Raw genomic sequence first — 21,896 nt, forward strand, 5'->3', positions numbered from 1 at the left:
CGCTGGGTACGACACTCACCGGCGGTCGGCGCCCACCACGGCCAGCGCCCCGGGGACGACGACGGTCTCCGCCGGCAGCCCGCCGACCGGTTCGCCGTCCGCCCAGGTGGTGAGGGCCGCGACCGACGGTCCGGCGCCCTCGACCCGCACGGTGCGGGCCCGGTGCACGCTCACCGCGGGGTGCTCGACGTGCGTGCCGGCGGCCAGCCGGGGTCGGGTGCGGACCAGGTCGAGGCGGGTCACCGGCCCGATCACGGTGACGTCGAGCAGGCCGTCGGTGGGGTCCGCCGTGGGGCAGATGCGCAGTCCGCCGCCGTAGCAGGGGGTGTTGCCGACGGCGACCAGGGTGACCTCGTGGAGGGTGGCGACCCCGTCGAGCACCAGCCGGACGGCGCGCGGCCGCAACCGGGCCAGCTCGACGGCGATCGCCAGGTCGTAGCGGCGGGGGCCGCGCGGCCAGCGCAGCCGGTTGACCCGGTCGCTGACCACCGAGTCGAACCCGCAGCACAGCACGGTGGCCCACCAGCGGTCCCCGGTCCGGGCCAGGTCCAGCCGGGTGACGGCGCCGCGGGCCAGGTCGTCGACGGCCGCGCGGGCGGCGGCCACCGGGTCCGGGGGCACGCCGAGGGCCAGCGCCAGGTCGTTGCCCGTCCCGGCCGGCAGGACGCCCAGCGGGACGCCGGAGCCGGCCAGGCCCTGGACCGCGGCGTGCGCGACGCCGTCCCCACCGAGGGCGAGGACGGCGTCCAGACCAGGGGCCGTCCGGGCCACCAGGGCCTCAGCAGAGGCCCGGTCGGGGGCGAGGAGCGGGGTCAGCTCCACGTCGGCCAGCCGGGCCGTCACGGCGTCGACCACCCCGGCGGCGCGCCCGCGGCCGGCGGCGGCGTTCACCAGCAGGCCGACGCGCACGCCCTCAGTCCCGGGGTGGCGGGGGCTCGTCGTCCAGCCGGGAGGGGCTGGGGTCCAGCGGGGAGGCCTCGTCGTCGTCCAGGTCGTGGAAGCCGGCCAGGGCGTCGCGCTTGGCGCGGCGCTTGTCCACCAGCCGGGCGATCTGGATGGCGACCTCGAACAGCACGCACATGGGCAGCGCCATGAGCAGCAGGGTGAACGGGTCCTGGGTGGGGGTGATGAAGGCGGCGAAGACGATGGTGAGGAAGAAGATCCAGCGCCGGGACTTCGACAGCACCTCGTAGGACAGGACGCCGATCAGGTTGAGCGCGACCGCGATCAACGGCAGCTCGAAGGAGACGCCGAAGGCCAGCAGGATCGAGATGACGAACCCGATGTAGTCCTGCGCGGTCAGCGCGATCGTCACGTTCTCGCCGGCCAGCCCCAGCAGCAGGGTCAGGCCGGCCTTGAGGGAGATGTAGGCCAGCACGGCACCCAGCGCGAACAGCGAGCTCGCCGCCGCCACGAAGGTCACGCCGTACCGCTTCTCGTTGGCCTTCAGCCCCGGGGTGAGGAAGCCCCACACCTGCCACAGCCAGAACGGCGCGGACACCACGATGCCGGCGATGAACGCGATCTTCAGGCGGATCAGCGCACCGCCGAAGACGTCGGTGACCAGCAGCCGGCAGTCCTCGCCGTCGACGCCGGACTCCAGCCGGTTCTCCGCCGGCACCCCGCAGTAGGGGGCCCGGATGAACTGGCCCAGCCCGTGGTCGTACCACCAGAAGCAGACGGCGGTGCCGATCAGGATGAAGAACAGCGCGACGGCGATCCGGTTGCGCAGCTCCTTGAGGTGCGAGATCAGCGTCATCGTCGCTGCCTCGTCACGGGGCGGCTTCTTGCGCCGCCGACCGAGGCGCGGTCGGCTGGCCTCGGTCGTGCTCACCGGGCGGGGGTGACCGGGGTCAGCGGGGGCCGTCGACCGGGCTGGTGCCCGGCTGGGGTGCGTTCGCCCGGGCGCGGGCCTCGGCGGCGCGCGCCTCGGCGGCCCGGGCCTCGGCCTCGTAGTCCGGGGTGAGCGGGGCGGCCGGCGGGACGATCTCCCCGCGCACGGTCTTCGCCTCGTCCTTGCTGCGGACGTCGTCGTCCTTCATGCCCTTCATCTCGCCCTTGAAGATCCGCATGGAGCGGCCCAGCGAGCGGGAGGCGTCCGGCAGCTTCTTGTAGCCGAACAGCAGCAGGATGGCCAGGATGATCAGGCCGATCTCGAGCGGGCCGAGACTCACAGGGTCCTCCGTGGGGTGAGGGGGCTCCTCGCGGACTGTACGCGGGGGGTGTCGCTGGGCGTTCGCGTCGCAGGGGCCGTCCGGACGGGTGTCACCGCTGGCCGGAGCGGGTCTCCTGCTGGGCGGTCCGGGCCGCGGCGGCCGCGGCCAGTGCGGTCTGGAGCTGGGCCGCCACGGGGGCGACGTCGCGCTGCAGCAGGCCGATCTCACGGACCAGCCGGTTGCGGGCACCGAGCAGCCCGTAGGCCAGCACGCCGAGCGCGAGCACGGCGAGCACGGCGACGACGACCCACACGATCAGCACGACCACACCCCGACCCTAGCCGCCGGCAACGACAGCGGGGACCGTGACCCGGCCCGTCAGCCCTGGTAGCGGGCCAGCGCGGCCCGGGCGTCGGCGGCCACCTCGTCGGCCAGCTCGCGCGGCTCGACCACCACGGCGGCGCCGCCCAGGGAGGCCACCAGGCGCCGCGCCCACGCCGGGTCCGCCGTCCGGACGGCGACCGCGAGGCCCCCGTCGGGGAGCGGCTCGACGTCCTCGACCGGGTAGTAGTCGGCGACCCAGCGGGCCGAGCGGGCCAGCTGCAGGCGGACCAGCGGCTGCTCGGCGTCGGGCACGTAGAGGCCGTCGGCCAGGTCCCGCTCCTGCGCCTGCTCGGGCGGCGCGGACGCCTCGTCCAGCACGGCGACGTCGTCGACCCGGTCCAGCCGGAACAGCCGCACGCCCTCGGCCCGCCGGCACCAGGCCTCCAGGTACCAGTGCCCGTCGACCAGCAGCAGCCGCATCGGGTCCACGGTGCGCTCGGTCCGCTGGTCGCGGGAGGGCACGTAGTAGTGCAGGTGCAGGGCCCGCCGGGCCTCCAGCCCCTGCCGGACGACGGCCAGGGCCTGGGCGCGAGCGTCGATGCTCACCGACACCGCACCGGCCAGGTCGGCCGGCTCCCCGGCGGCCGCAGACACCTTGACCAGCGCCCGGCTGACCGCCTCGGTCTCGGCCAGCCCGGGCAGCTCCAGCAGCGTGCGCAACGCGACGATCAGCGCGACCGCCTCGTCGGTCGCCAACCGCAGCGGGCGGGCCAGACCGGCGGTGTCGGTGACCCGCACCCGGTCACCCTCGAAGGACAGGTCGATGAGGTCACCGGGGCCGTGGCCGGGCAGCCCGCACAGCCACAGCAGCTCCAGGTCCTTGCGCAGCTGCGCCTCGGTCACCCCGAAGTCGCGGGCGGCGTCGGCCATCAGCACCCCGGCCGGTCGGGCCTCCAGGTAGGGCACCAGGGCCAGCAGCCGGGTCATCCGGTCGGCGGTCGGGGCGCTCATCGCGGGCCTCCCATGGCGGCGAGCCGGGTCAACCGCTCGACGACGGCCTGGCGGACCTCGGGCGGGGACTCCACCAGCACGTCGGGCCCGTGCGCAGCCAGCTCGTCGGCGAGCCCCCACGGCTCCGTGGTGTGCAGCTCGAGCCGGTCCTCCCCGTCCGGTGCCGGGTCCAGCGCGATGGCCCGACGGCGCAGGCCGACCGCCGCCCCCGGGCGCGCGCGGACCACCACGACGGTCTCCTTGCGGCCCACCTGCTGGGCCACGACGGCGGCCAGGTCGACGTCGGCGGGCGGGGTGAAGGCGTCGGGCGGACCACTGACGCGCGGCGTGCCGGTCACCCGGGACAGCCGGAACACCCGCGGGGCCGCGCGGTCCAGGTCGTGGCCGACCAGGTACCAACGGCCGTGCCAGGCCACCACGCCCCACGGCTGGACGCGCCGCTTGACGCCGGCGTCCTCGTCGGGCCGGGTGTAGGTGAAGGTGAGCAGCCGACGGTCCCGGGCGGCGGAGTAGCAGGCGTCGAAGGACGGCTCGCCGGCGTCCAGCCGGGGCTGCAGCGGCAGTCCGCGCTCCCCGTCGACGTCGATGCCGGCGGCCCGCAGCTTCACCAGAGCCCCCTGGGCCGCGCCACCGAGCTGCGCGGACTGCCACAGCCGCAGCGCCAGGCCGACGGCGGCGGCCTCCTCGCCGGTGAAGGCGATCTCGGGCAGCTCGTACTCCGAGCGCGCGATCCGGTAGCCGTCCTCGACGTCGAACGCGCTGGTCCGGCCCGTCTCCAGGGGGACCCCCAGCTCGCGCAGGTCGGCCTTGTCGCGCTCGAACATGCGCTTGAAGGCCTCGTCGGCCCGCTCGGACCCGTCGGCCGGCTCGTAGCCGGGGACCGTGGTGCGGATCCGCTCGGCCGAGACGTACTGCCGGGTGCCCAACAGCGCGAAGACCAGGTTGACCAGTCTCTCCGCACGCTTGGCCGACACGCCTCCCAGGCTAGTGGTCCCCCGTAGGTTGGGCCGGTGGGCATCTCCGACGCACCTGGCTCCCGGATCCGCTGGCGACGCGGGACGGTGACCGCCCTGGGCCGGACCTGGCGGGACTCCCTCGAGCTCGAGGTCACGGTCCCCGGGGACGGCGACCTGCGCGCCCTCGCGCACCCCTCCGTCGTCGGCACCCCGCAGGTCGGCGACGACGTGCTGCTGAACACCACCGCCTGGGCCCAGCGCCTGGGGACCGGCGGCTACGCCCTCGTCGTCGCCGTGCCCGACCGGCTGCCCCCCGACCCCAGCGGCCCCGGCCACCTGGTCAAGGGCCGGTACACCGGGCTGCAGGTCACCGTGCAGGGCGTGGACGAGCAGGAGACCCCGCACCACCGGGTCATCGCCGAGGCCGAGGACGTCGACGGCATGCCGGTCGTCGTCGCGGACCTGCACTCCGCGCTGCCCGCCGTCCTCGCCGGCGTGCTCGCCACCGGGCCGGACCTCCGGGTCGCCTACGTGATGACCGACGGCGGGGCGCTGCCCGCCGCCTTCTCCCGCACCCTGGACGCCCTCGCCCCGACCCTGGCCGGAGTCGTCACCGTCGGCCAGGCGTTCGGCGGGGACCTGGAGGCGGTCACCGTGCACACCGGGCTCCTGGCCGCCCGGCACGTGCTGCAGGCCGACGTCACCGTCGTCGCGCAGGGGCCGGGCAACCTGGGAACCGGGACGCCGTGGGGCTTCTCCGGCGTGGCCGCGGGCGAGGCCTGCAACGCCGTCCACGTGCTGGGCGGGCGGACCGTCGGGGCGCTGCGCATCTCCGACGCCGACCCCCGCCCGCGGCACCGCGGGGTCTCCCACCACTCCCTCACCGCGTTCGGCCGGGTGGCCCTCGGCGGCGTCACGCTGGTCGCCCCGCGCGGGCTCCCCTCGGACCTGGGCAGCCAGGTGGCCGAGGACCTCGCCGGTCAGCCCGAGCGGAACCCCGTCGTCTGGGTACCCGTCGAAGGGCTCGACGACGCCCTCGCCGCCTCGCCCGTGCGGCTGTCGACCATGGGCCGGGGCCTGGCGGAGGAGCGGGCCTACTTCCTGGCCCAGGCCGCCGCCGGTCGGCACGCCGCGCACCTGGCGGGCCCCTCCTGATGGTCCGCCCCGGCCCGTCCGGCGCCCAGCTGCGCTGGGTCGTCGCCACGGCGGCGCCGGAGGCGACGGTGCTGGCCGTCGTCGGGCTGCGGGACCGGAGCTCGCCGTGGCGGGTGTCGTTGTCCGACGGCCGGGACGTCGTCCTGCGCGTCGGGGGTGACGTCGGGCTGCTGCGCGCCGAACTGGCCGGCCTGCGGGCTGCCGGGGCGGCGGGGCTGCCGGCCCCGCGCGTGCTGGGGTCGGCTCTGGACCGCACCCCTGCGTTGCTGCTGACCCTGGCGCTGCCCGGGACCAGCGTCATCCCACCCGTCCGGGACGACGCCCGGCTGGCCGCACTGGGCGCAGCGGCCGCCCGGGTGGCGGCCGTCGCTCCCCCGCCCGGGCTCGACCGGGTCGACTCCCCCATCGGCGGGGTCGACTTCGCTGCCCTGCGGACGGCGTTCCCCCGCCCGCTCCTCACCGAGGCGGAGGCGGCCCTGGCCGCCCGCGGTGCCCACGAGGGGCCGCTGGGCTTCGTGCACGGGGACCTCTGGCACGGGAACACGCTGTGGACGCCGGACGGCACGCTGACCGGACTGCTGGACTGGGACTGCTCCGGCACGGGCCCGGTCGGGCTGGACCTGGGCTCGGCCCGGTTGGACGCGGTGCTCTGCCACGGGCCCGGCGCCGAGGAGCCGGTGCTGGCCGGCTGGTCCGCCGCCGGCGGGCCGGACGTCGACGTCGCCCGCTGGGACCTGGTCGCAGGGCTGGCGACCCCGCCGACGATGGACTGGTTCGTCGACGCGATCGCCGGCCAGGGCCGCCCCGACCTGGGTGCGGCGCTGCTCATCGAGCGCCGCGACGAGTTCCTCCGGGCTGCCCTCTGACCGACCTCACATGGAGGCGATGAGCTTCTCCACGCGCTCGTCGACGGACTTGAACGGGTCCTTGCACAGCACGGTCCGCTGGGCCTGGTCGTTGAGCTTGAGGTGCACCCAGTCGACGGTGAAGTCGCGCCGCTTGTCCTGGGCCTTGCGGATGAAGTCCCCCCGCAGCTTGGCCCGGGTGGTCTGCGGCGGCACGTTCTTGGCCTCGAAGACGGCCGGGTCGTGGGTGACCCGCTCGACCTGCCCGGCCCGCTCCAGCAGGTAGTAGAGGCCGCGGCCGCGGCGGATGTCGTGGTAGGCCAGGTCGAGCTGGGCGATCCGCGGGGCGGACAGCGACAGGTCGTGCTTGGCCCGGTACCGCTCGATGAGCGAGTGCTTGATGGCCCAGTCGACCTCGCGGTCGACGAGGGACAGGTCGCCGGTGTCGACGGCCTTGAGGGTGCGGCCCCACAGCTCCAGCATCTGCCGGTGCACCGGGCCCAGGCCCTCGCGGTCGACGTACTCGGCGGCCCGGTCGTGGTACTCGGTCTGGATCTCCAGGGCCGACATCTCGCGGCCGTTGGCCAGGCGGACCTTGCGCCGGCCGGTGAGGTCGTGGCTCATCTCCCGGATGGCCCGGATCGGGTTCTCCAGGGTCATGTCCCGCACGGCCACGCCGTCCTCGATCATCCGCAGCACCAGGTCGGTGATGGTGACCTTGAGCAGCGTCGTCGTCTCGCTCATGTTCGAGTCGCCGACGATGACGTGCAGGCGGCGGTAGCGCTCGGCATCGGCGTGCGGCTCGTCGCGGGTGTTGATGATCGGCCGGGACCGGGTGGTGGCGCTGGAGACGCCCTCCCAGATGTGCTCGGCCCGCTGGCTGACGCAGTAGACCGCGCCGCGGGGGGTCTGCAGCACCTTGCCGGCACCGACCACGATCTGCCGGCTCACCAGGAACGGGATGAGCACGTCGGCCAGCCGGGAGAACTCCCCGTGTCGGCCCACGAGGTAGTTCTCGTGGCAGCCGTAGCTGTTGCCGGCGGAGTCGGTGTTGTTCTTGAACAGGTAGATGTCGCCGCTGACGCCCTCGTCGTTGAGGCGCTGCTCGGCGTCGACGAGCAGGCCCTCGAGGATCCGCTCCCCCGCCTTGTCGTGGACGACGAGCTCGGTGAGGTCGTCGCACTCGGCGGTGGCGTACTCGGGGTGGCTGCCCACGTCCAGGTACAGCCGCGAGCCGTTGCGCAGGAACACGTTCGAGCTGCGCCCCCAGGAGACGACGCGGCGGAAGAGGTAGCGCGCCACCTCGTCGGGTGAGAGCCGGCGCTGACCCTGGAAGGTGCACGTGACGCCGTACTCGGTCTCGATGCCGAAGATCCTGCGGTCCACGCCGTCGAGCCTAGGCCTGTGTGTCGTCTGGGGCCGGGTGGTCGCCCAGCCCGGGCGGCGTGCCCGGCGCGGGGGCGCTGGGCAGGTGGTTGGGCGCCTCGGGGGTGGTCTCCCCGGTGACGGCGTCGTCGGCAGCGGTGTCGTCGGACAGCAGGCCGCGCAGGGCCGCGCCGACGATCCGCCGGAACGCCCGCTTGGGACGGCGCCGGTCCAGGACCGCCACCTCCAGCTGCTCGGCCGGCAGGCTGGCGTGCCCGCCGCCGTTGGCCTGGGTGGACGCACTGGCCGCGGACAGTGCCCGAACGCCCACCGCCAGCGCCTCGGCCAGGCCCAGCCCGGGACGGAAGTGCTCGCGAAGGGTGGCAGTGACGGCCTCGGCCTGCCCGCCCATGACGACGAAGTCGGGCTCGTCGACGACCGAGCCGTCGAAGGTCAGCCGGTAGAGCTGGTCGGACTCGGGGGTGGTGCCCACCTCGGCGACGCAGAGCTCCACCTCGAAGGGCTTCATCTGCTCGGTGAAGATCGAGCCGAGGGTCTGGGCGTAGGCGTTGGCGATCACCCGGCCGGTGACGTCGCGGCGGTTGTAGCTGTAGCCCCGCACGTCGGCCAGCCGCACGCCGGCGACCCGCAGGCTCTCGAACTCGGAGTACCGGCCGACGGCGGCGAAGCCGATCCGGTCGTAGATCTCGCCGACCTTGTGCAGTGTCGAGCTGGGGTTCTCGGCGATGAGCAGGACGCCGTCGGCGTAGGTGAGGACGGCGACGCTGCGGCCGCGGGAGATGCCCTTGCGGGCGTACTCCGACCGGTCCCGCATGACCTGCTCGGCGGAGGCGTAGTAGGGCATCGTCATGGCTCAGGCCCCCCGGGTGTCGGCGCCGGCGGACCGGTCGGCGGTGATGGCGGCGGCGATCGCGGCCACCTCGTCGTCGGGCAGCCGGACGGCTCCCTCGGCGTCGATCCGGTAGAGGATCGGATAGAGCCGGCGGACGGCGTCGGGACCACCGGTGGCGGAGTCGTCGTCGGCGGCGTCGTAGAGCGCCTCGACCAGGCTGCGGGTCGCGGCCTCGGCGGACAGGTTCGGACGCCAGGTCTTCTTCAGCGAGCCCCGGGCGAACAGCGACCCCGAGCCGACGGAGGCGTACCCGCGCTCCTCGTAGTTCCCGCCGGTGACGTCGTAGCTGAAGATCCGGCCCGGGTTGACGCCCTCGGCGGCGTCCAGGTCGAAGCCGGCGAACAACGGGACGACGGCCAGGCCCTGCATCGCGGCACCCAGGTTGCCGCGGATCATGGCGGCGAGGCGGTTGGCCTTGCCGTCCAGCGACATGGTCATCCCCTCGATCTTCTCGTAGTGCTCCAGCTCCACCTGGTAGAGCCGCACCATCTCGATCGCGATGCCGGCCGCGCCTGCGATGCCGATGACCGAGTACGCGTCGGCGGCGTAGACCTTCTCGATGTCCCGGGAGGAGATCAGGTTGCCCATGGTGGCCCGCCGGTCACCGCCCATCAGCACGCCGCCGTCGAAGGTGGCGGCGACGATCGTGGTCCCGTGCGGCGCGAGGTCGCCCACCGGCACGGTCGGGACCGGACGCCGGCCGGGCAGCAGGTCGGGCGCGGTCCGGCCCAGGAAGTCGGTGAACGAGGAGCCCACCCGGTCCAGGTACGCGGGCGGGAACCCGCTCCGTCCGGAGATCTGCTCGCTCACTCGTCCGCCTCTCCTGCCGTCTGGTGACGACCCGTTGGTCTGCCTGTGCTGCGGTGCTGTGCTGGTGGTGCGGGTGCAGGGGTGATCAGCTGATCACTCCCCGCCCTTCTGCACGTACGAGCGGACGAACTCCTCGGCGTTGGACTCCAGGACGCCGTCGATCTCGTCGAGGATCGAGTCCACGTCCTCGGTGACCTTCTCGTGGCGCTCGGCGACGTCGGAGTCGACGGAGGCCTCGACCTCCTCGGTCTCCTCGCGCGACCGCGTCGCCTTCTGCTGCCCGCCGGTGTCCCTGGTGGCCATGGTGGTCCTCCCGCTCGGTGTCGGTGTGCTGCTCTGCTGGGGAAGCTACCCGCGGGGTGTGACACGGCGGCGTCCGTCCGGTGGACGGGCCGCCGGCCTCACCCGCCGGTGATCGTCTCGACGAGTTCCTGCGCGCCGCTGACCCGCTCGAAGAGCGCGCCGACGTGCTCCCGGGTGCCGCGCAGGGGCTCCATGGTGGGCACCCGGACCAGGTTCTCCCGGCCCAGGTCGAACACCACCGAGTCCCACGAGGCGGCCGCGATCTGGGCCGGGAAGCGCCGCAGGCACTCCCCGCGGAAGTAGGCCCGGGTGTCCGAGGGCGGGGTGGTCATCGCCGTGGTGACCTCCTCCTCGGTGACCAGCCGCTGCATCGACCCGCGCGCCACCAGCCGCTCGTAGAGGCCCTTCTCGGGGCGGATGTCGGAGTACTGCAGGTCGACCAGGGCCAGCCGCGCGTCGCCCCAGGACAGCCCGTCCCGGGCCCGGTAGCCCTCCAGCAGCCGCAGCTTGGCCGGCCAGTCCAGGCGGTCGGCGCAGCGCATCGGGTCGATCGCCAGGTCCTCGAGCACCTGTCCCCACTTGGCCAGCACGTCGTGGGTCTGCTCGTCGGTGTCCCCGGTCCGGTCCACGAAGTCGCGGGCCTGGTCCAGGAACTCCTGCTGGACCTGCAGCGCGGTCAGCCGGCGGCCGTCGCGCAGCCGGACCCGGTGGGTCAGCGTCGGGTCGTGGCTGACCGCCTGCAGCGCCTCGACCGAGTCCTCGATGGTCAGGTCCACCGACAGCGCCCGGGCCTCGATCATGGCCAGCACCAGCGCCGTCGTCCCGACCTTGAGGTAGGTGGACCACTCGGCCAGGTTCGCGTCGCCGATGATCACGTGCAGCCGGCGGTACTCGTCGGGGTTGGCGTGCGGCTCGTCCCGGGTGTTGATGATCGGCCGCTTGAGCGTGGTCTCCAGCCCCACCTCGACCTCGAAGAAGTCCGCCCGCTGGGACAGCTGGAAGCCCTGCGAGCGCCCGTCGGTGCCCAGTCCCACCCGCCCGGCCCCGGCGAAGACCTGCCGGGTGACGAAGAAGGGGATGAGGCCGCGGATGATCTCGATGAACGGCGTCCGCCGGTCCATCAGGTAGTTCTCGTGCGCCCCGTAGGACTGGCCCTTGCCGTCGGTGTTGTTCTTGTACAGCTGGATGGGCAGGCTGCCGGGCACCCGTGCGGCGCGCTTGCTGGCCTCGACCATCACCCGCTCCCCCGCCTTGTCCCACAGCACGATGTCCCGGGGGCTGGTGACCTCCGGCGTCGAGTACTCCGGGTGGGCGTGGTCCACGTAGAGCCGGGCACCGTTGGTCAGCACGACGTTGGCCATGCCCGGGTCCTCGTCGGGGTCGGCGTGGTCCAGCGCCCGGGACGGCGACAGGTCGAACCCCCGGGCATCGCGCAGCGGCGACTCCTCCTCGAAGTCCCACCGGGGCCGCCGGCGGGAGGGCGCCTCGGCCGGGGCCCAGGCGTTGACCACCTGGCTGGACAGCGTCGTCGGGTTGGCCCCCGGCTGTCCCGGGACCGAGATGCCGTACTCCAGTTCGGTCCCCATGACCCGCCGCACGCTCATGCGGTCACCCTAGGCGGGCGCGCCGCCGCCGACCTGCCGGCCGGGGGCCCGCTCAGCCCCGGACGCTGGACGTGCTGGTCCCGCCGTCGGCCCGGACGATGACGCACTGCGGGAACGGCGAGTCGGCCCAGTACTCCTCGTCGTCGGTGGTGACGTCGAGGGCCAGCTCCGGGGTCAGTGGGCCGCCCAGGTAGTCGACCGCGTCGGACAGGCACTGCTCGGCGTAGGGCGCCCGGGCGGCCCGGTCGACCGGGAACGGCGCCCCCTCGGGGACGTCGGGCAGCGAGATCAGCGACTCGGCCCAGTGCTCCACCGAGCACGGCACCTCGTCGTACTCCACCGGGGACCCGTCCAGGCAGACCCGGTAGGCCGAGGCGTCGGGGCCCTCGAGGGCGCCGGCCATCCGGCCGGGCGCGGGCTCGGGACCCGACCCGCCGTAGACGACGTCGCAGGCCGCCCACCGCGCACCGGCCGCCCACTGCTCCGGCGTGGGGAGGACAACGGTGTAGTCGACGTAGGTGAGGTCACCGGACTCGGCGCCCAGGTAGTCGTCGGCGGTGTTGTAGCTGCAGACCTCGGTGAACGGGGAGTCCTCGGAGTAGTCCAGGTCCTCCTCCGTCGGGTACGGGGCGTCCAGCGGCAGGCCGGTGTCCTGCACGGTCGCGGTCTCCGCGGTGTGCGGCTGGGCGCAGTCCACGACCGGGGGCACCTCGAGCGGGTCGTAGACGACCTCGACCTGGTGGCAGGTCCCGACGGCAGGGGCCTCGAACATCGGGTCGTCGCCGGGGGTGGGCGCCGCGGTGGCGCCGGGGCTGGCCACGCCCTCCACGACGGACGTGCAGCCACCGAGCAGCAGCCCGGCCGTCACGAGCACCAGCGTCGTCGTCCGCCCCCGGTTCAGCACGGGCCCATCTTGCCCACGCGCGGCCCCCGGGACGACGACGACCCCCGGCAGCGCGTTGCCGGGGGTCGTCGGGGCCGGAGGACTACAGGTACTGGCCGGTGTTGGTGGCCGTGTCGATGGCACGGCCGGACTCGCTGCCCTTGCCGCTGATGAGCGTGCGGATGTAGACGATCCGCTCGCCCTTCTTGCCCGAGATCCGCGCCCAGTCGTCGGGGTTGGTGGTGTTCGGGAGGTCCTCGTTCTCCTTGAACTCGTCCACGCAGGCGGCGAGGAGGTGACCGACCCGCAGACCGTGGCCGCCGTTCTCCAGGTGGTCCTTGATCGCCATCTTCTTCGCCCGGTCGACGATGTTCTGCAGCATCGCGCCGGAGTTGAAGTCCTTGAAGTACAGGACCTCCTTGTCCCCGTTCGCGTAGGTCACCTCGAGGAAGCGGTTCTCCTCGGTCTCGGTGTACATCCGCTCGACCGTGGACTGGATCATCCCGGCGATCGTGGCCTCGCGGCTGCCGCCGTGCTCGGCCAGGTCGTCACCGTGGATGGGCAGCGTGGGCGTCAGGTACTTGGTGAAGATGTCGCGGGCGGCCTCGGCGTCGGGCCGTTCGATCTTGATCTTCACGTCGAGCCGGCCGGGCCGCAGGATGGCCGGGTCGATCATGTCCTCGCGGTTGGAGGCACCGATGACGATGACGTTCTCCAGGCCCTCGACGCCGTCGATCTCGCTGAGCAGCTGGGGCACGATCGTGGACTCCACGTCGGAGCTCACCCCGGTGCCGCGGGTGCGGAAGATCGAGTCCATCTCGTCGAAGAAGACGATGACGGGCGCGCCCTCGCTGGCCTTCTCCCGGGCGCGCTGGAAGACCAGCCGGATGTGCCGCTCGGTCTCCCCCACGTACTTGTTCAGCAGCTCGGGGCCCTTGATGTTGAGGAAGTAGGACCGCGCGCGGGTTGCCTCCTCGGCACCGTGGGCGACGGCGATCTGCTTGGCCAGGGAGTTCGCGACCGCCTTGGCGATCAGCGTCTTCCCGCAGCCGGGCGGGCCGTAGAGCAGGATCCCCTTCGGCGGGCGCAGCTCGTAGGTCTTGAAGAGGTCCTTGTGCAGGAAGGGCATCTCCACGGCGTCCCGGATCTGCTCGATCTGCCGGGACAGTCCACCGATGTCGCCGTAGTCGATGTCGGGGACCTCCTCGAGGATGAGCTCCTCGACCTCGCTCTTGGGGATCCGCTCGTAGACGAAGCCCGAGCGCGGCTCCAGCAGCAGCGAGTCCCCGCTGCGCAGCTTCTGCTCGGTCAGGGACTCGGCGAGCTGGACCACCCGCTCCTCGTCGGTGTGCCCGACCACCAGGGCGCGACGCGGCTGCCCCTCGACGGGCTCCAGCAGCTCCTTGAGCAGGACGACGTCGCCGGCCTTCTCGTAACCGCGGGCCTCGACGACGTTCATCGCCTCGTTGAGCATGACCTCCATGCCGTAGGCCAGGCCCTCGGTCTCCACGGCCGGGGACACCGAGACCCGCAGCTTGCGGCCGCCGGTGAAGACGTCGACCGACCCGTCCTCGTAGCGGCCCAGGAAGACGCCGTAGCCCGAGGGGGGCTGACCGAGGCGGTCGACCTCCTCCTTGAGCTGCACCAGCTGGTCGCGGGCACCCCGCAGGGTCTCGGCGAGCTTGTCGTTGCGCTCGGACAGGAAGGCGGCGCGGCCCTCGGCCTCGGCGACGCGCTCCTCGAGCGCGCGCACCTGGCGGGGGCTGTCGGACACCTTGCGGCGGAGCAGCCCGATCTCCTCCTCGAGGTAGGAGATCTGGCTCACCAGCGAGGCGACGTCACGCTCGCGTCGCGCTCGGAACTCGTCGGGGCCGAGACCCATCACGCACCTCCGGACACATCAGTGGAGCCGAGCCGCCACTGTATCCACGGGGTACGACAGCGCGCCGCGCGTGGACGGCGGGTCCGTGACGACTGGACGTCGCCGGGTCCCACCGGCCCCACCCGGCCTCAGATGCGGCGCGCCTTGCGGGCCCGCAGCGGGGCCACCGCGCCCTCGGCCAGCCGCCGGCAGGTCACCAGGAAGGCCGTGTGGGCCACCATCCGGTGCTCGGGGCGGACCGACAGCCCGACCGCGTGCCACGGCCGCAGCAGGGTCTCCCAGGCGTGCGGCTCGGTCCACACGCCCTGGGCGCGCAGGGCCTCCATGTAGGTGGACAGCTGGGTCACCGTCGCCACGTAGCCGACGAGGACCCCGCCGGGGCGCAGCGCCGCCGCGACCGTGGGCAGCACCAGCCAGGGCTCGAGCATGTCCAGCACGACCCGGTCGACGGTCTCCTCCGCCGGGTGCTGGTCCAGGTCGCCCAGGCGCAGCGACCAGTTCCCGGGCACCTCGCCCAGGAAGGCCGCGACGTTGCCCCGGGCGACGTCGGCGAAGTCCTCGCGCCGCTCGTAGCTGGTCAGCGTCCCCCCGGTGCCCACCGCGCGCAGCAACGAGCAGGACAGCGCACCGGAGCCGGCGCCGGCCTCCAGGACCCGCATGCCCGGCCCGATGTCGCCGAAGCCGACGATCTGGGCGGCGTCCTTGGGGTAGATGACCTGCGCGCCCCGCGGCATGGACAGCACGAAGTCCGCCAGCAACGGCCGGAACGCCAGGTAGCCGGTGTTGTTGGTCGAGTGCACGACCGAGCCCTCGGGGGCGCCGATCAACGAGTCGTGCTCGATGGCGCCGCGGTGGGTGTGGAACTGCTTGCCCGGTTCCAGGACGACCGTGTGCATGTTGCCCTTGGGGTCGGTCAGCTGGACCCGGTCGCCGATCACGAAGGCGCCCTCGACGGGCTCGGTCGGGACGGCGTCCGCCGGTGCACCCTCTGAGGCGGCTGCGGGGTCGACGTCCAGGTAGGACCCGACGACCTCCTCGCCGACCTCCGCGGGGGGCTCGGTCGGTGCGGTGCTGGCGGTGTCGGGTGCGTCCTGCTGGGGTTCCACGGGCGTCGAGCCTACGGACCACCGGCGGGCGCTCCCCCGGCCCGGCGCGGGTGCGCGGTTCTGTCACACCCCCGCCCTACCGTGGTGGCCATGACGACGACCGAGCTCGAGCGGACCGTCACCGACGCCGGACCGGGCGCGGCGGGCCCCCTGGGCGAGCCCCGGGCGACGTCGGCGGAGACCGGGCCGCGGCGCCCCTCGCTGTCCCCCTCGCGGGCCGCGGACTTCAGGACCTGCCCACTGCTCTACCGCTTCCGCACCATCGACCGGCTGCCGGAGAAGAAGTCCCGCGCCGCGGTGCGGGGCACCCTGGTGCACACGGTCCTGGAGCGCCTCTACGACCTCCCGCCCGACGGCCGCACGGTCGCCGCCGCGCAGGAGCTGGTGGCCCCGGCGTGGGCCGAGCTGTCCCAGGAGCCGGGCGTGGCCGAGCTGTTCGCCGGCGAGGCGGCCGGTGACCTGGAGGGCTGGCTGGCCTCGGCCGGCACCCTGGTGGAGACCTACTTCCGGGTGGAGGACCCGACCCGCATCCGGCCCGAGGGCCGCGAGGAGCTGGTGGAGGTCACCCTGCCCGACGGTCTCCTGCTGCGCGGCTTCGTCGACCGCGTGGACGTCGCCCGCAACGGCGCCCTGCGGGTCGTGGACTACAAGACCGGCGGCATGCCGCGGGAGGCGTTCGAGGGCAAGGCGCTGTTCCAGATGAAGTTCTACGCACTGGTGCTGTGGCGCACCCGTGGCGTGGTCGCCGCCCAGCTCAAGCTGATCTACCTCAAGGACGGCGACGTCCTCACCTACGCCCCCGACGAGGCGGAGCTGCTGCGCTTCGAGCGCACCCTGAAGGCCATCTGGGCGGCCATCGCCCAGGCCGTGCAGACCGGGGACTTCCGGCCCAACAAGAACCGGCTGTGCGGCTGGTGCGACCACCAGGCCCTCTGCCCGTCCTTCGGCGGGACGCCACCGCCGTTCCCCGCCGAGGCCGCAGCGGCCGCCGGCTGGCGGACGGCCCTCCCGGTGACCGTGGTCTGAGGTCCTGTGGTCAGGCCCGGACCGGGTGCGGCAGCGCGGCCAGATCGGCGGGGGTCACGCCCGCCAGGGTGGAGGCCACGGTGAGGCCGGGTTCGGCGGGGAGCACCTGACCGGCGGGCACGCCGAGCACCCGGCACCCGGCGTCCAGCCCGGCCCGGCTGCCGGTCAGGGAGTCCTCCACGACCACGCAGTCCGACGGCCCCAGCCCGAGCGCCGTCATCGCCTGCAGGTAGGGCGCCGGGTCGGGCTTGCGGGCCGGCACCTCGTCGCCGCACACCACGACCTCGAAGGGCTCGGCGCCCAGGTCCGGGCGCAGGTGGCCCAGCACGTGGGTGACCAGGGCCCGGGGTGTCGTCGTCACCAGGGCGGTGCGCACGCCGCCGTCCAGGCAGGCCAGCAGCAGCTCGCGGGCACCCGGCTGCCAGGTGACCGAGCCGGCCATCAGCTGCTCGACCCGGTCGACCACCCAGCGGTGGTCCCCGGCGCTCTGCTCGGGGGTGCGACTGACCCCGACGGCGGCCCGGACGATCGCCATCGCGCCGTCCAGGTCGACGCCGGCGGTGGCTGCCAGCGCCTCGGGGCCGACCGTCGTCCCCCAGCCGGCCGCCAGCTCGACGAGCGCTGCGTCCCAGTACTGCTCGGTGGCCAGCAGCGTCCCGTCCATGTCGAACAGGACGGCTCTCGGCTCACTCATCCTCGGTCCGGTACCCCAGGTTCGGGGAGAGCCACTTCTCGGCCTCGGCGATCGTCCAGCCCTTGCGGGCGGCGTAGTCGCTGACCTGGTCGCGGCCGACCCGACCCAGCACGAAGTAGCGGCTGTCGGGGTGGGAGAAGTACAGCCCGCTGACCGCCGCGCCGGGCCACATGGCCATGCTCTCGGTCAGCTCGATGCCGGTGGCGGCCTGCACGTCCAGCAGGTCCCAGATCGTCTGCTTCTCGGTGTGCTCGGGGCACGCCGGGTAGCCGGGCGCCGGGCGGATGCCGACGTACTTCTCGGCGATCAGGCTGTCGGGGTCCAGTCGCTCGTCGCCGGCGTAACCCCAGAACTCGGTGCGGACCCGCTCGTGCAGCCGCTCGGCGAAGGCCTCGGCCAGCCGGTCGGCGAGGGACTCCAGCAGGATCGCCGAGTAGTCGTCCAGGTCGGCCTTGAACTCGGCGACCTTCTCCGCCGAGCCCAGCCCCGCGGTGACGGCGAAGGCGCCCACGTGGTCGTGCAGCCCGGTGGAGGCCGGTGCGACGAAGTCGGCGAGGGACTTGCGGGCCGAGCCGTCGCGGCCCTCGGACTGCTGCCGCAGGTGGTGCAGCGTCGCCCGGACCTCGCGGCGGGACTCGTCGGTGTAGACCGCGAGGTCCTCGGTGCCGTCGACCCGGGCGGCCGGGAAGAGCCCGAACACCCCGGAGGCCCGCAGCCACCGCTCGTCGATGATCGTGTCCAGCATGACCTGGGCGTCGTCGTAGAGCCGACGCGCGGCCTCCCCGGTCGAGGGGTTGTTCAGGATGTCGGGGAACCGCCCGCGCATCTCCCACGCGTTGAAGAACGGCTGCCAGTCGATGTAGCGGCGCAGCTCGGCCAGCGGGTAGTCGCTCAACGTCTTGACGAACTGGGTGGCGTGCCCGCCCGGGTGGTCGCAGGCCGGGCCCTCGCACACGTCGCGGGTCTGCTGCAGCAGCATCCGCGGCCGCGGCGGCCGGTAGCCCTCCCAGCCCAGGTCGGGGGCCCGGTCGCGGGCGGCGGCCAGCGGCAGCATCGTGCGGGTGTCCTCCCGGGCGGCGTGCCGCTCGCGGAGGGCGTCGTAGTCGGCCTCGGTGGTGGCCAGCAGGCCCGGCCGCTGCTCGTCGGACAGCAGCGCGGCGACCACGGGGACCGAGCGGGAGGCGTCCTTCACCCAGATCACCGGACCGTGGTACTTCTGGTCGACCTTCACCGCGGTGTGCGCGCGCGACGTCGTCGCCCCGCCGATCATCAGCGGGATCTCCAGACCCTGCCGCTCCATCTCGGCGGCGAAGTTGACCATCTCGTCCAGCGACGGGGTGATCAGCCCGGACAGCCCGATGACGTCGGCGCCGTGCTCCTTGGCGGCGTCCAGGATCTTCTGCGCCGGCACCATGACACCCAGGTCGACGACGTCGTAGTTGTTGCACTGCAGGACGACGCCGACGATGTTCTTGCCGATGTCGTGCACGTCGCCCTTCACGGTGGCCATCACGACCGTGCCGTTGCTGCGCTCGACGTCCCCGGGCTGCTTCTCGGCCTCGATGTGCGGGATCAGGTGCGCGACGGCCTTCTTCATGACCCGGGCGCTCTTGACCACCTGGGGCAGGAACATCTTGCCGGCGCCGAACAGGTCGCCGACGACGTTCATCCCGGCCATCAGCGGGCCCTCGATGACCTCGATGGGCCGTCCGCCGCGGGCGGAGATCTCCAGCCGCAGCTCCTCGGTGTCGGACTCGGCGAACTCGTCGATGCCCTTCACCAGCGCGTGGGTGATCCGCTCCCCCACCGGCAGGGACCGCCACTCCTCGGTGGCGACCTCCTTGACCGAGCCGTCGCCGGCGAAGTCCCCGGCGATCTCCAGCAGCCGCTCGGTGGAGTCCGGCCGCCGGTTGAGCACGACGTCCTCGATCCGCTCGCGGAGCAGCTCGGGGACCTCGTCGTAGACCTCCAGGGCGCCGGCGTTGACGATGCCCATGTCCATGCCGGCCCGGATGGCGTGGAAGAGGAAGACCGCGTGGATGGCCTCGCGGACCGGGTTGTTGCCGCGGAAGGAGAAGGACACGTTGGACACACCGCCGGACACCAGGGCGCCGGGCAGGTTCTGCTTGATCCAGCGGGTGGCCTCGATGAAGTCCACGCCGTAGGCGGCGTGCTCCTCGATGCCGGTGGCCACGGCGAAGACGTTGGGGTCGAAGATGACGTCCTCGGCCGGGAAGCCGACCTGGTCGACGAGGATGTCGTAGGCCCGGCGGCAGATCTGCTTGCGCCGCTCCAGGCTGTCCGCCTGCCCGTCCTCGTCGAAGGCCATGACGACGACGGCGGCCCCGTACTTGCGGCACAGCCGGGCCTCGCGGACGAACTTCTCCTCGCCCTCCTTGAGGGAGATCGAGTTGACGATCGCCTTGCCCTGCACGCACTTGAGCCCGGCCTCGATGACCTCCCACTTGGAGGAGTCGACCATCATCGGCACCCGGCTGATGTCGGGCTCGGAGGCGATGAGCTTGACGAAGCGGTCCATGGCCGCGACGCCGTCGATCATCCCCTCGTCCATGTTGACGTCGATGACCTGCGCGCCGGCCTCGACCTGCTGGCGGGCGACGGCCAGCGCAGCCGGGTAGTCCCCGGCCTTGACCAGGTTCCGGAAGCGCGCCGAACCGGTGATGTTGGTGCGCTCGCCGACGTTGACGAACAACGACTCGGGGACGACGGTCAGCGGCTCCAGACCGGACAGGCGCAGCGCCGGCCGGACCTCGGCGGGGGTGCGGGGCGCCCGGCCCTCGACGACCCCGGCGATCGCGCCGATGTGTGCCGGCGTCGTCCCGCAGCAGCCGCCGACGACGTTGACGAAACCGGAGTCGGCGAACTCGCGGAGGACGGCGGCCGTCTCGTCGGGGGCCTCGTCGTACTCACCGAAGGCGTTGGGCAGTCCGGCGTTGGGGTAGCAGGACACGAAGGTGTCCGCGACGCGTGAGAGCTCGGCGATGTAGGGCCGCATCTCGGCGGCGCCCAGCGCGCAGTTGAGCCCGATGAGCAACGGTCGGACGTGCCGGACGGAGTTCCAGAAGGCCTCGGTGACCTGCCCGGACAGGGTGCGGCCCGAGGCGTCGGTGATGGTCCCGGAGACCGCGACCGGCCAGCGCCGGCCGCGCTGCTCGAACAGCGTCTCCAGGGCGAAGACCGCGGCCTTGGCGTTGAGCGTGTCGAAGACCGTCTCGATCAGCAGCACGTCCGCGCCGCCGTCGACCAGGCCGTCGGCCTGCTCCAGGTAGGCGGTGACCAGCTCGTCGTAGGTGACGTTGCGGGCGCCGGGGTCGTTGACGTCGGGGCTGATGGACGCCGTCCGGCTGGTGGGACCGATCGCGCCGACGACGAACCGCGGCCTGTCCTCGGTGGAGGCGGCGTCGGCGGCCTCGCGGGCCAGCCGGGCGCTGGCGACGTTGAGCTCGTAGGCCAGGTCGGACATGCCGTAGTCGCTCAGCGAGATCGACGTGGCGTTGAACGTGTTGGTCTCGATGAGGTCGGCGCCGGCGGCCAGGTACTCGTCGTGGATGCCGCGGATGATCGCCGGGGCGGTGAGGGACAGCAGGTCGTTGTTGCCCTGCACGTCGCTGGCCCAGTCGGCGAAGCGCTCGCCGCGGTAGCCGGCCTCGTCGGGCCGGTCGCGCTGGATCGCGGTGCCCATGGCCCCGTCGAGGACCAGGATCCGCTCCCGCATCAGGGCGGTGAGGCGCTCGGTGGCGTCCGGGCGGAGGGCGGCGGCAGAGGGCGACGAGTCGGGCACGGGAGTCCTCAGAAGTCGGTTCAGCTGGGAGTGCTGGGGTCGACCAGCGTCCGGCGGGCTCGCCTTCGCCCCGGGCCTCGTCGGACCGGGGTGCGTCCATCCTCCCATCCCGGCGCCACTCCCCCGGTCCCCGGCCGTCCCCCGCGCGCCGCCCACGGCCGTCGGGGGCGCCCACGCGACGTAGGCTCGGACGGGTGATCGACCCGACGTCCCGTGCCGACGACCTGCCGGAGCTCATCGACCCCGTGGTCGTGGTGGCCTTCGAGGGCTGGAACGACGCCGGGGACGCCGCGACCGGCGCACTCGAGCACCTCGAGCTCATCTGGGACGCCGAGCCGCTGGCCGCCCTGGACCCCGAGGACTACTACGACTTCCAGGTCAACCGGCCCCAGGTGTCCCTCGTCGACGGCGTCAGCCGCAAGATCGAGTGGCCGACGACCCGCTTCTCGGTGTGCCGACCGCCGGACTCCGACCGGCACGTCGTGCTGGTCCGCGGCATCGAGCCGAACATGCGCTGGCGGTCCTTCTGCGCCGAGCTGATCGCGATCCTCACCGAGCTCGACGTCAGCACGGTGGTCGGCCTCGGCGCGCTGCTGGCCGACACCCCGCACACCCGGCCCACCCCGGTGAGCGGCTCGGCCTACGACACCGAGACCGCCCACAAGTGGGGGCTGGAGACGTCGACCTACGAGGGCCCCACCGGCATCCTGGGCGTCTTCCAGGACGCCTGCGTGCAGGCCGGGCTGCCCTCGGTCAGCTTCTGGGCCGCCGTCCCGCACTACGTCTCCCAGCCCCCCTCGCCGCGGGCCACCGTCGCGCTGCTGCAGCGCGTGGAGGAGGTCCTCGAGCTCACCGTGCCGATGGGCGTGCTGCCCGAGCAGGCCGACGACTGGGTGAAGACCGTCGACGAGATGGCCCAGGAGGACGAGGAGGTCGTCGAGTACGTCCGCAACCTCGAGGAGCGGGCCACCGAGAGCGACCTGTCCCAGGCCAACGGCGACCAGATCGCCCGCGAGTTCGAGCGCTACCTCAAGCGCCGCGGCACCGCCGGCGGCGCCTGA

The 21,896-nt window shown here is 73.3% G+C and carries 20 protein-coding genes; 4 read left to right on the forward strand and 16 right to left on the reverse strand.

Features of this window, described 5'->3' with window-relative positions:
* Nucleotides 1–15: 15 nt before the first annotated feature.
* The 6 genes from AC0IVP_RS04655 to AC0IVP_RS04680 form a co-directional block, all read right to left on the reverse strand.
* The gene (locus tag AC0IVP_RS04655; RefSeq protein ID WP_471754910.1) at nucleotides 16–909 is read right to left on the reverse strand and encodes a diacylglycerol kinase family protein; all 894 of its coding nucleotides are present in this window, start codon (nucleotides 907–909) and stop codon (nucleotides 16–18) included.
* A gap of 4 nt (nucleotides 910–913) precedes the next feature.
* The gene (tatC, locus tag AC0IVP_RS04660; RefSeq protein ID WP_235564909.1) at nucleotides 914–1,834 is read right to left on the reverse strand and encodes a twin-arginine translocase subunit TatC; all 921 of its coding nucleotides are present in this window, start codon (nucleotides 1,832–1,834) and stop codon (nucleotides 914–916) included.
* Between the two features lie 19 nt (nucleotides 1,835–1,853).
* Nucleotides 1,854–2,174: a Sec-independent protein translocase subunit TatA gene (gene tatA, locus AC0IVP_RS04665; RefSeq protein ID WP_056298625.1), complete on the reverse strand. Its 321-nt coding sequence runs from the start codon at nucleotides 2,172–2,174 to the stop codon at nucleotides 1,854–1,856.
* A 91-nt stretch (nucleotides 2,175–2,265) separates the two neighbouring features.
* Nucleotides 2,266–2,484, reverse strand: coding sequence for a hypothetical protein (locus AC0IVP_RS04670; RefSeq protein WP_471754912.1), 219 nt, complete (start codon nucleotides 2,482–2,484; stop codon nucleotides 2,266–2,268).
* A gap of 50 nt (nucleotides 2,485–2,534) precedes the next feature.
* Nucleotides 2,535–3,491 (reverse strand): helix-turn-helix transcriptional regulator, encoded by a 957-nt coding sequence (locus tag AC0IVP_RS04675; RefSeq protein WP_056298631.1) that lies wholly within the window; start codon nucleotides 3,489–3,491, stop codon nucleotides 2,535–2,537.
* Entirely contained in the window at nucleotides 3,488–4,465 is a 978-nt protein-coding gene (locus AC0IVP_RS04680) for a helix-turn-helix transcriptional regulator (RefSeq protein WP_471754914.1), read from the reverse strand. The genes AC0IVP_RS04675 and AC0IVP_RS04680 overlap by 4 nt, the downstream gene beginning before the upstream one ends.
* 36 nt (nucleotides 4,466–4,501) lie before the next feature.
* On the opposite strand from AC0IVP_RS04680, the gene AC0IVP_RS04685 reads away from it, so the two are divergent.
* Both AC0IVP_RS04685 and AC0IVP_RS04690 read left to right on the forward strand, forming a co-directional pair.
* Complete coding sequence (locus AC0IVP_RS04685) at nucleotides 4,502–5,602, forward strand: DUF3866 family protein (RefSeq protein WP_471754916.1); 1,101 nt, start codon at nucleotides 4,502–4,504, stop codon at nucleotides 5,600–5,602.
* The gene (locus tag AC0IVP_RS04690; RefSeq protein ID WP_471754918.1) at nucleotides 5,602–6,468 is read left to right on the forward strand and encodes an aminoglycoside phosphotransferase family protein; all 867 of its coding nucleotides are present in this window, start codon (nucleotides 5,602–5,604) and stop codon (nucleotides 6,466–6,468) included. The genes AC0IVP_RS04685 and AC0IVP_RS04690 overlap by 1 nt, the downstream gene beginning before the upstream one ends.
* 6 nt (nucleotides 6,469–6,474) lie before the next feature.
* On the opposite strand, the gene pafA is transcribed toward AC0IVP_RS04690, so the two are convergent.
* The 8 genes from pafA to AC0IVP_RS04730 all read right to left on the reverse strand — a co-directional run bounded on the left by pafA (nucleotide 6,475) and on the right by AC0IVP_RS04730 (nucleotide 15,313).
* Nucleotides 6,475–7,833, reverse strand: coding sequence for a Pup--protein ligase (gene pafA, locus AC0IVP_RS04695; protein ID WP_471754920.1), 1,359 nt, complete (start codon nucleotides 7,831–7,833; stop codon nucleotides 6,475–6,477).
* Nucleotides 7,834–7,843: 10 nt separating this feature from the next.
* Nucleotides 7,844–8,683 (reverse strand): proteasome subunit alpha, encoded by an 840-nt coding sequence (gene prcA / locus AC0IVP_RS04700; RefSeq protein WP_056298645.1) that lies wholly within the window; start codon nucleotides 8,681–8,683, stop codon nucleotides 7,844–7,846.
* Between the two features lie 3 nt (nucleotides 8,684–8,686).
* On the reverse strand, nucleotides 8,687–9,535 hold the full coding sequence (gene prcB, locus AC0IVP_RS04705) for a proteasome subunit beta (protein WP_056298649.1): 849 nt from the start codon (nucleotides 9,533–9,535) through the stop codon (nucleotides 8,687–8,689).
* Nucleotides 9,536–9,628: 93 nt separating this feature from the next.
* Nucleotides 9,629–9,838: a ubiquitin-like protein Pup gene (locus tag AC0IVP_RS04710; protein WP_056298652.1), complete on the reverse strand. Its 210-nt coding sequence runs from the start codon at nucleotides 9,836–9,838 to the stop codon at nucleotides 9,629–9,631.
* A gap of 98 nt (nucleotides 9,839–9,936) precedes the next feature.
* Nucleotides 9,937–11,442: a depupylase/deamidase Dop gene (dop, locus tag AC0IVP_RS04715; RefSeq protein WP_471754922.1), complete on the reverse strand. Its 1,506-nt coding sequence runs from the start codon at nucleotides 11,440–11,442 to the stop codon at nucleotides 9,937–9,939.
* A 52-nt stretch (nucleotides 11,443–11,494) separates the two neighbouring features.
* Entirely contained in the window at nucleotides 11,495–12,346 is an 852-nt protein-coding gene (locus AC0IVP_RS04720) for a septum formation family protein (RefSeq protein WP_471754924.1), read from the reverse strand.
* Nucleotides 12,347–12,428: 82 nt separating this feature from the next.
* Nucleotides 12,429–14,207 (reverse strand): proteasome ATPase, encoded by a 1,779-nt coding sequence (gene arc, locus AC0IVP_RS04725; RefSeq protein WP_056298663.1) that lies wholly within the window; start codon nucleotides 14,205–14,207, stop codon nucleotides 12,429–12,431.
* A gap of 128 nt (nucleotides 14,208–14,335) precedes the next feature.
* Nucleotides 14,336–15,313 carry a tRNA (adenine-N1)-methyltransferase gene (locus AC0IVP_RS04730; RefSeq protein WP_471754926.1) on the reverse strand — a complete coding sequence of 326 codons (978 nt, stop codon included), beginning with the start codon at nucleotides 15,311–15,313 and terminating at the stop codon, nucleotides 14,336–14,338.
* 90 nt (nucleotides 15,314–15,403) lie between these two features.
* Here AC0IVP_RS04730 and AC0IVP_RS04735 point away from each other — a divergent pair, with 90 nt between their 5' ends.
* On the forward strand, nucleotides 15,404–16,339 hold the full coding sequence (locus AC0IVP_RS04735; protein ID WP_471754928.1) for a RecB family exonuclease: 936 nt from the start codon (nucleotides 15,404–15,406) through the stop codon (nucleotides 16,337–16,339).
* A 10-nt stretch (nucleotides 16,340–16,349) separates the two neighbouring features.
* Here the strand turns inward: AC0IVP_RS04735 and AC0IVP_RS04740 are convergent, their stop codons facing one another.
* Together AC0IVP_RS04740 and metH are read right to left on the reverse strand one after the other, a co-directional pair.
* Entirely contained in the window at nucleotides 16,350–17,033 is a 684-nt protein-coding gene (locus AC0IVP_RS04740) for an HAD family hydrolase (protein ID WP_471754930.1), read from the reverse strand.
* Nucleotides 17,026–20,835 carry a methionine synthase gene (metH, locus tag AC0IVP_RS04745; RefSeq protein WP_056298670.1) on the reverse strand — a complete coding sequence of 1,270 codons (3,810 nt, stop codon included), beginning with the start codon at nucleotides 20,833–20,835 and terminating at the stop codon, nucleotides 17,026–17,028. Before metH ends, AC0IVP_RS04740 begins: the two co-directional genes overlap by 8 nt.
* Nucleotides 20,836–21,029: 194 nt before the next feature.
* On the opposite strand from metH, the gene AC0IVP_RS04750 reads away from it, so the two are divergent.
* The gene (locus tag AC0IVP_RS04750) at nucleotides 21,030–21,896 is read left to right on the forward strand and encodes a PAC2 family protein (protein WP_471754932.1); all 867 of its coding nucleotides are present in this window, start codon (nucleotides 21,030–21,032) and stop codon (nucleotides 21,894–21,896) included.

This window comes from Klenkia sp. AC732 (genome assembly GCF_979256525.1).

Coding starts and splice junctions, on each gene's coding strand:
- AC0IVP_RS04675 (WP_056298631.1), bottom strand. CDS start 3,491: ATGAGCGCCCCGACCGCCGACCGGATGACCCGGCTGCTGGCCCTGGTG.
- AC0IVP_RS04690 (WP_471754918.1), top strand. CDS start 5,602: ATGGTCCGCCCCGGCCCGTCCGGCGCCCAGCTGCGCTGGGTCGTCGCC.
- prcA (WP_056298645.1), bottom strand. CDS start 8,683: ATGACGATGCCCTACTACGCCTCCGCCGAGCAGGTCATGCGGGACCGG.
- AC0IVP_RS04710 (WP_056298652.1), bottom strand. CDS start 9,838: ATGGCCACCAGGGACACCGGCGGGCAGCAGAAGGCGACGCGGTCGCGC.
- dop (WP_471754922.1), bottom strand. CDS start 11,442: ATGAGCGTGCGGCGGGTCATGGGGACCGAACTGGAGTACGGCATCTCG.
- arc (WP_056298663.1), bottom strand. CDS start 14,207: ATGGGTCTCGGCCCCGACGAGTTCCGAGCGCGACGCGAGCGTGACGTC.
- AC0IVP_RS04735 (WP_471754928.1), top strand. CDS start 15,404: ATGACGACGACCGAGCTCGAGCGGACCGTCACCGACGCCGGACCGGGC.
- AC0IVP_RS04740 (WP_471754930.1), bottom strand. CDS start 17,033: ATGAGTGAGCCGAGAGCCGTCCTGTTCGACATGGACGGGACGCTGCTG.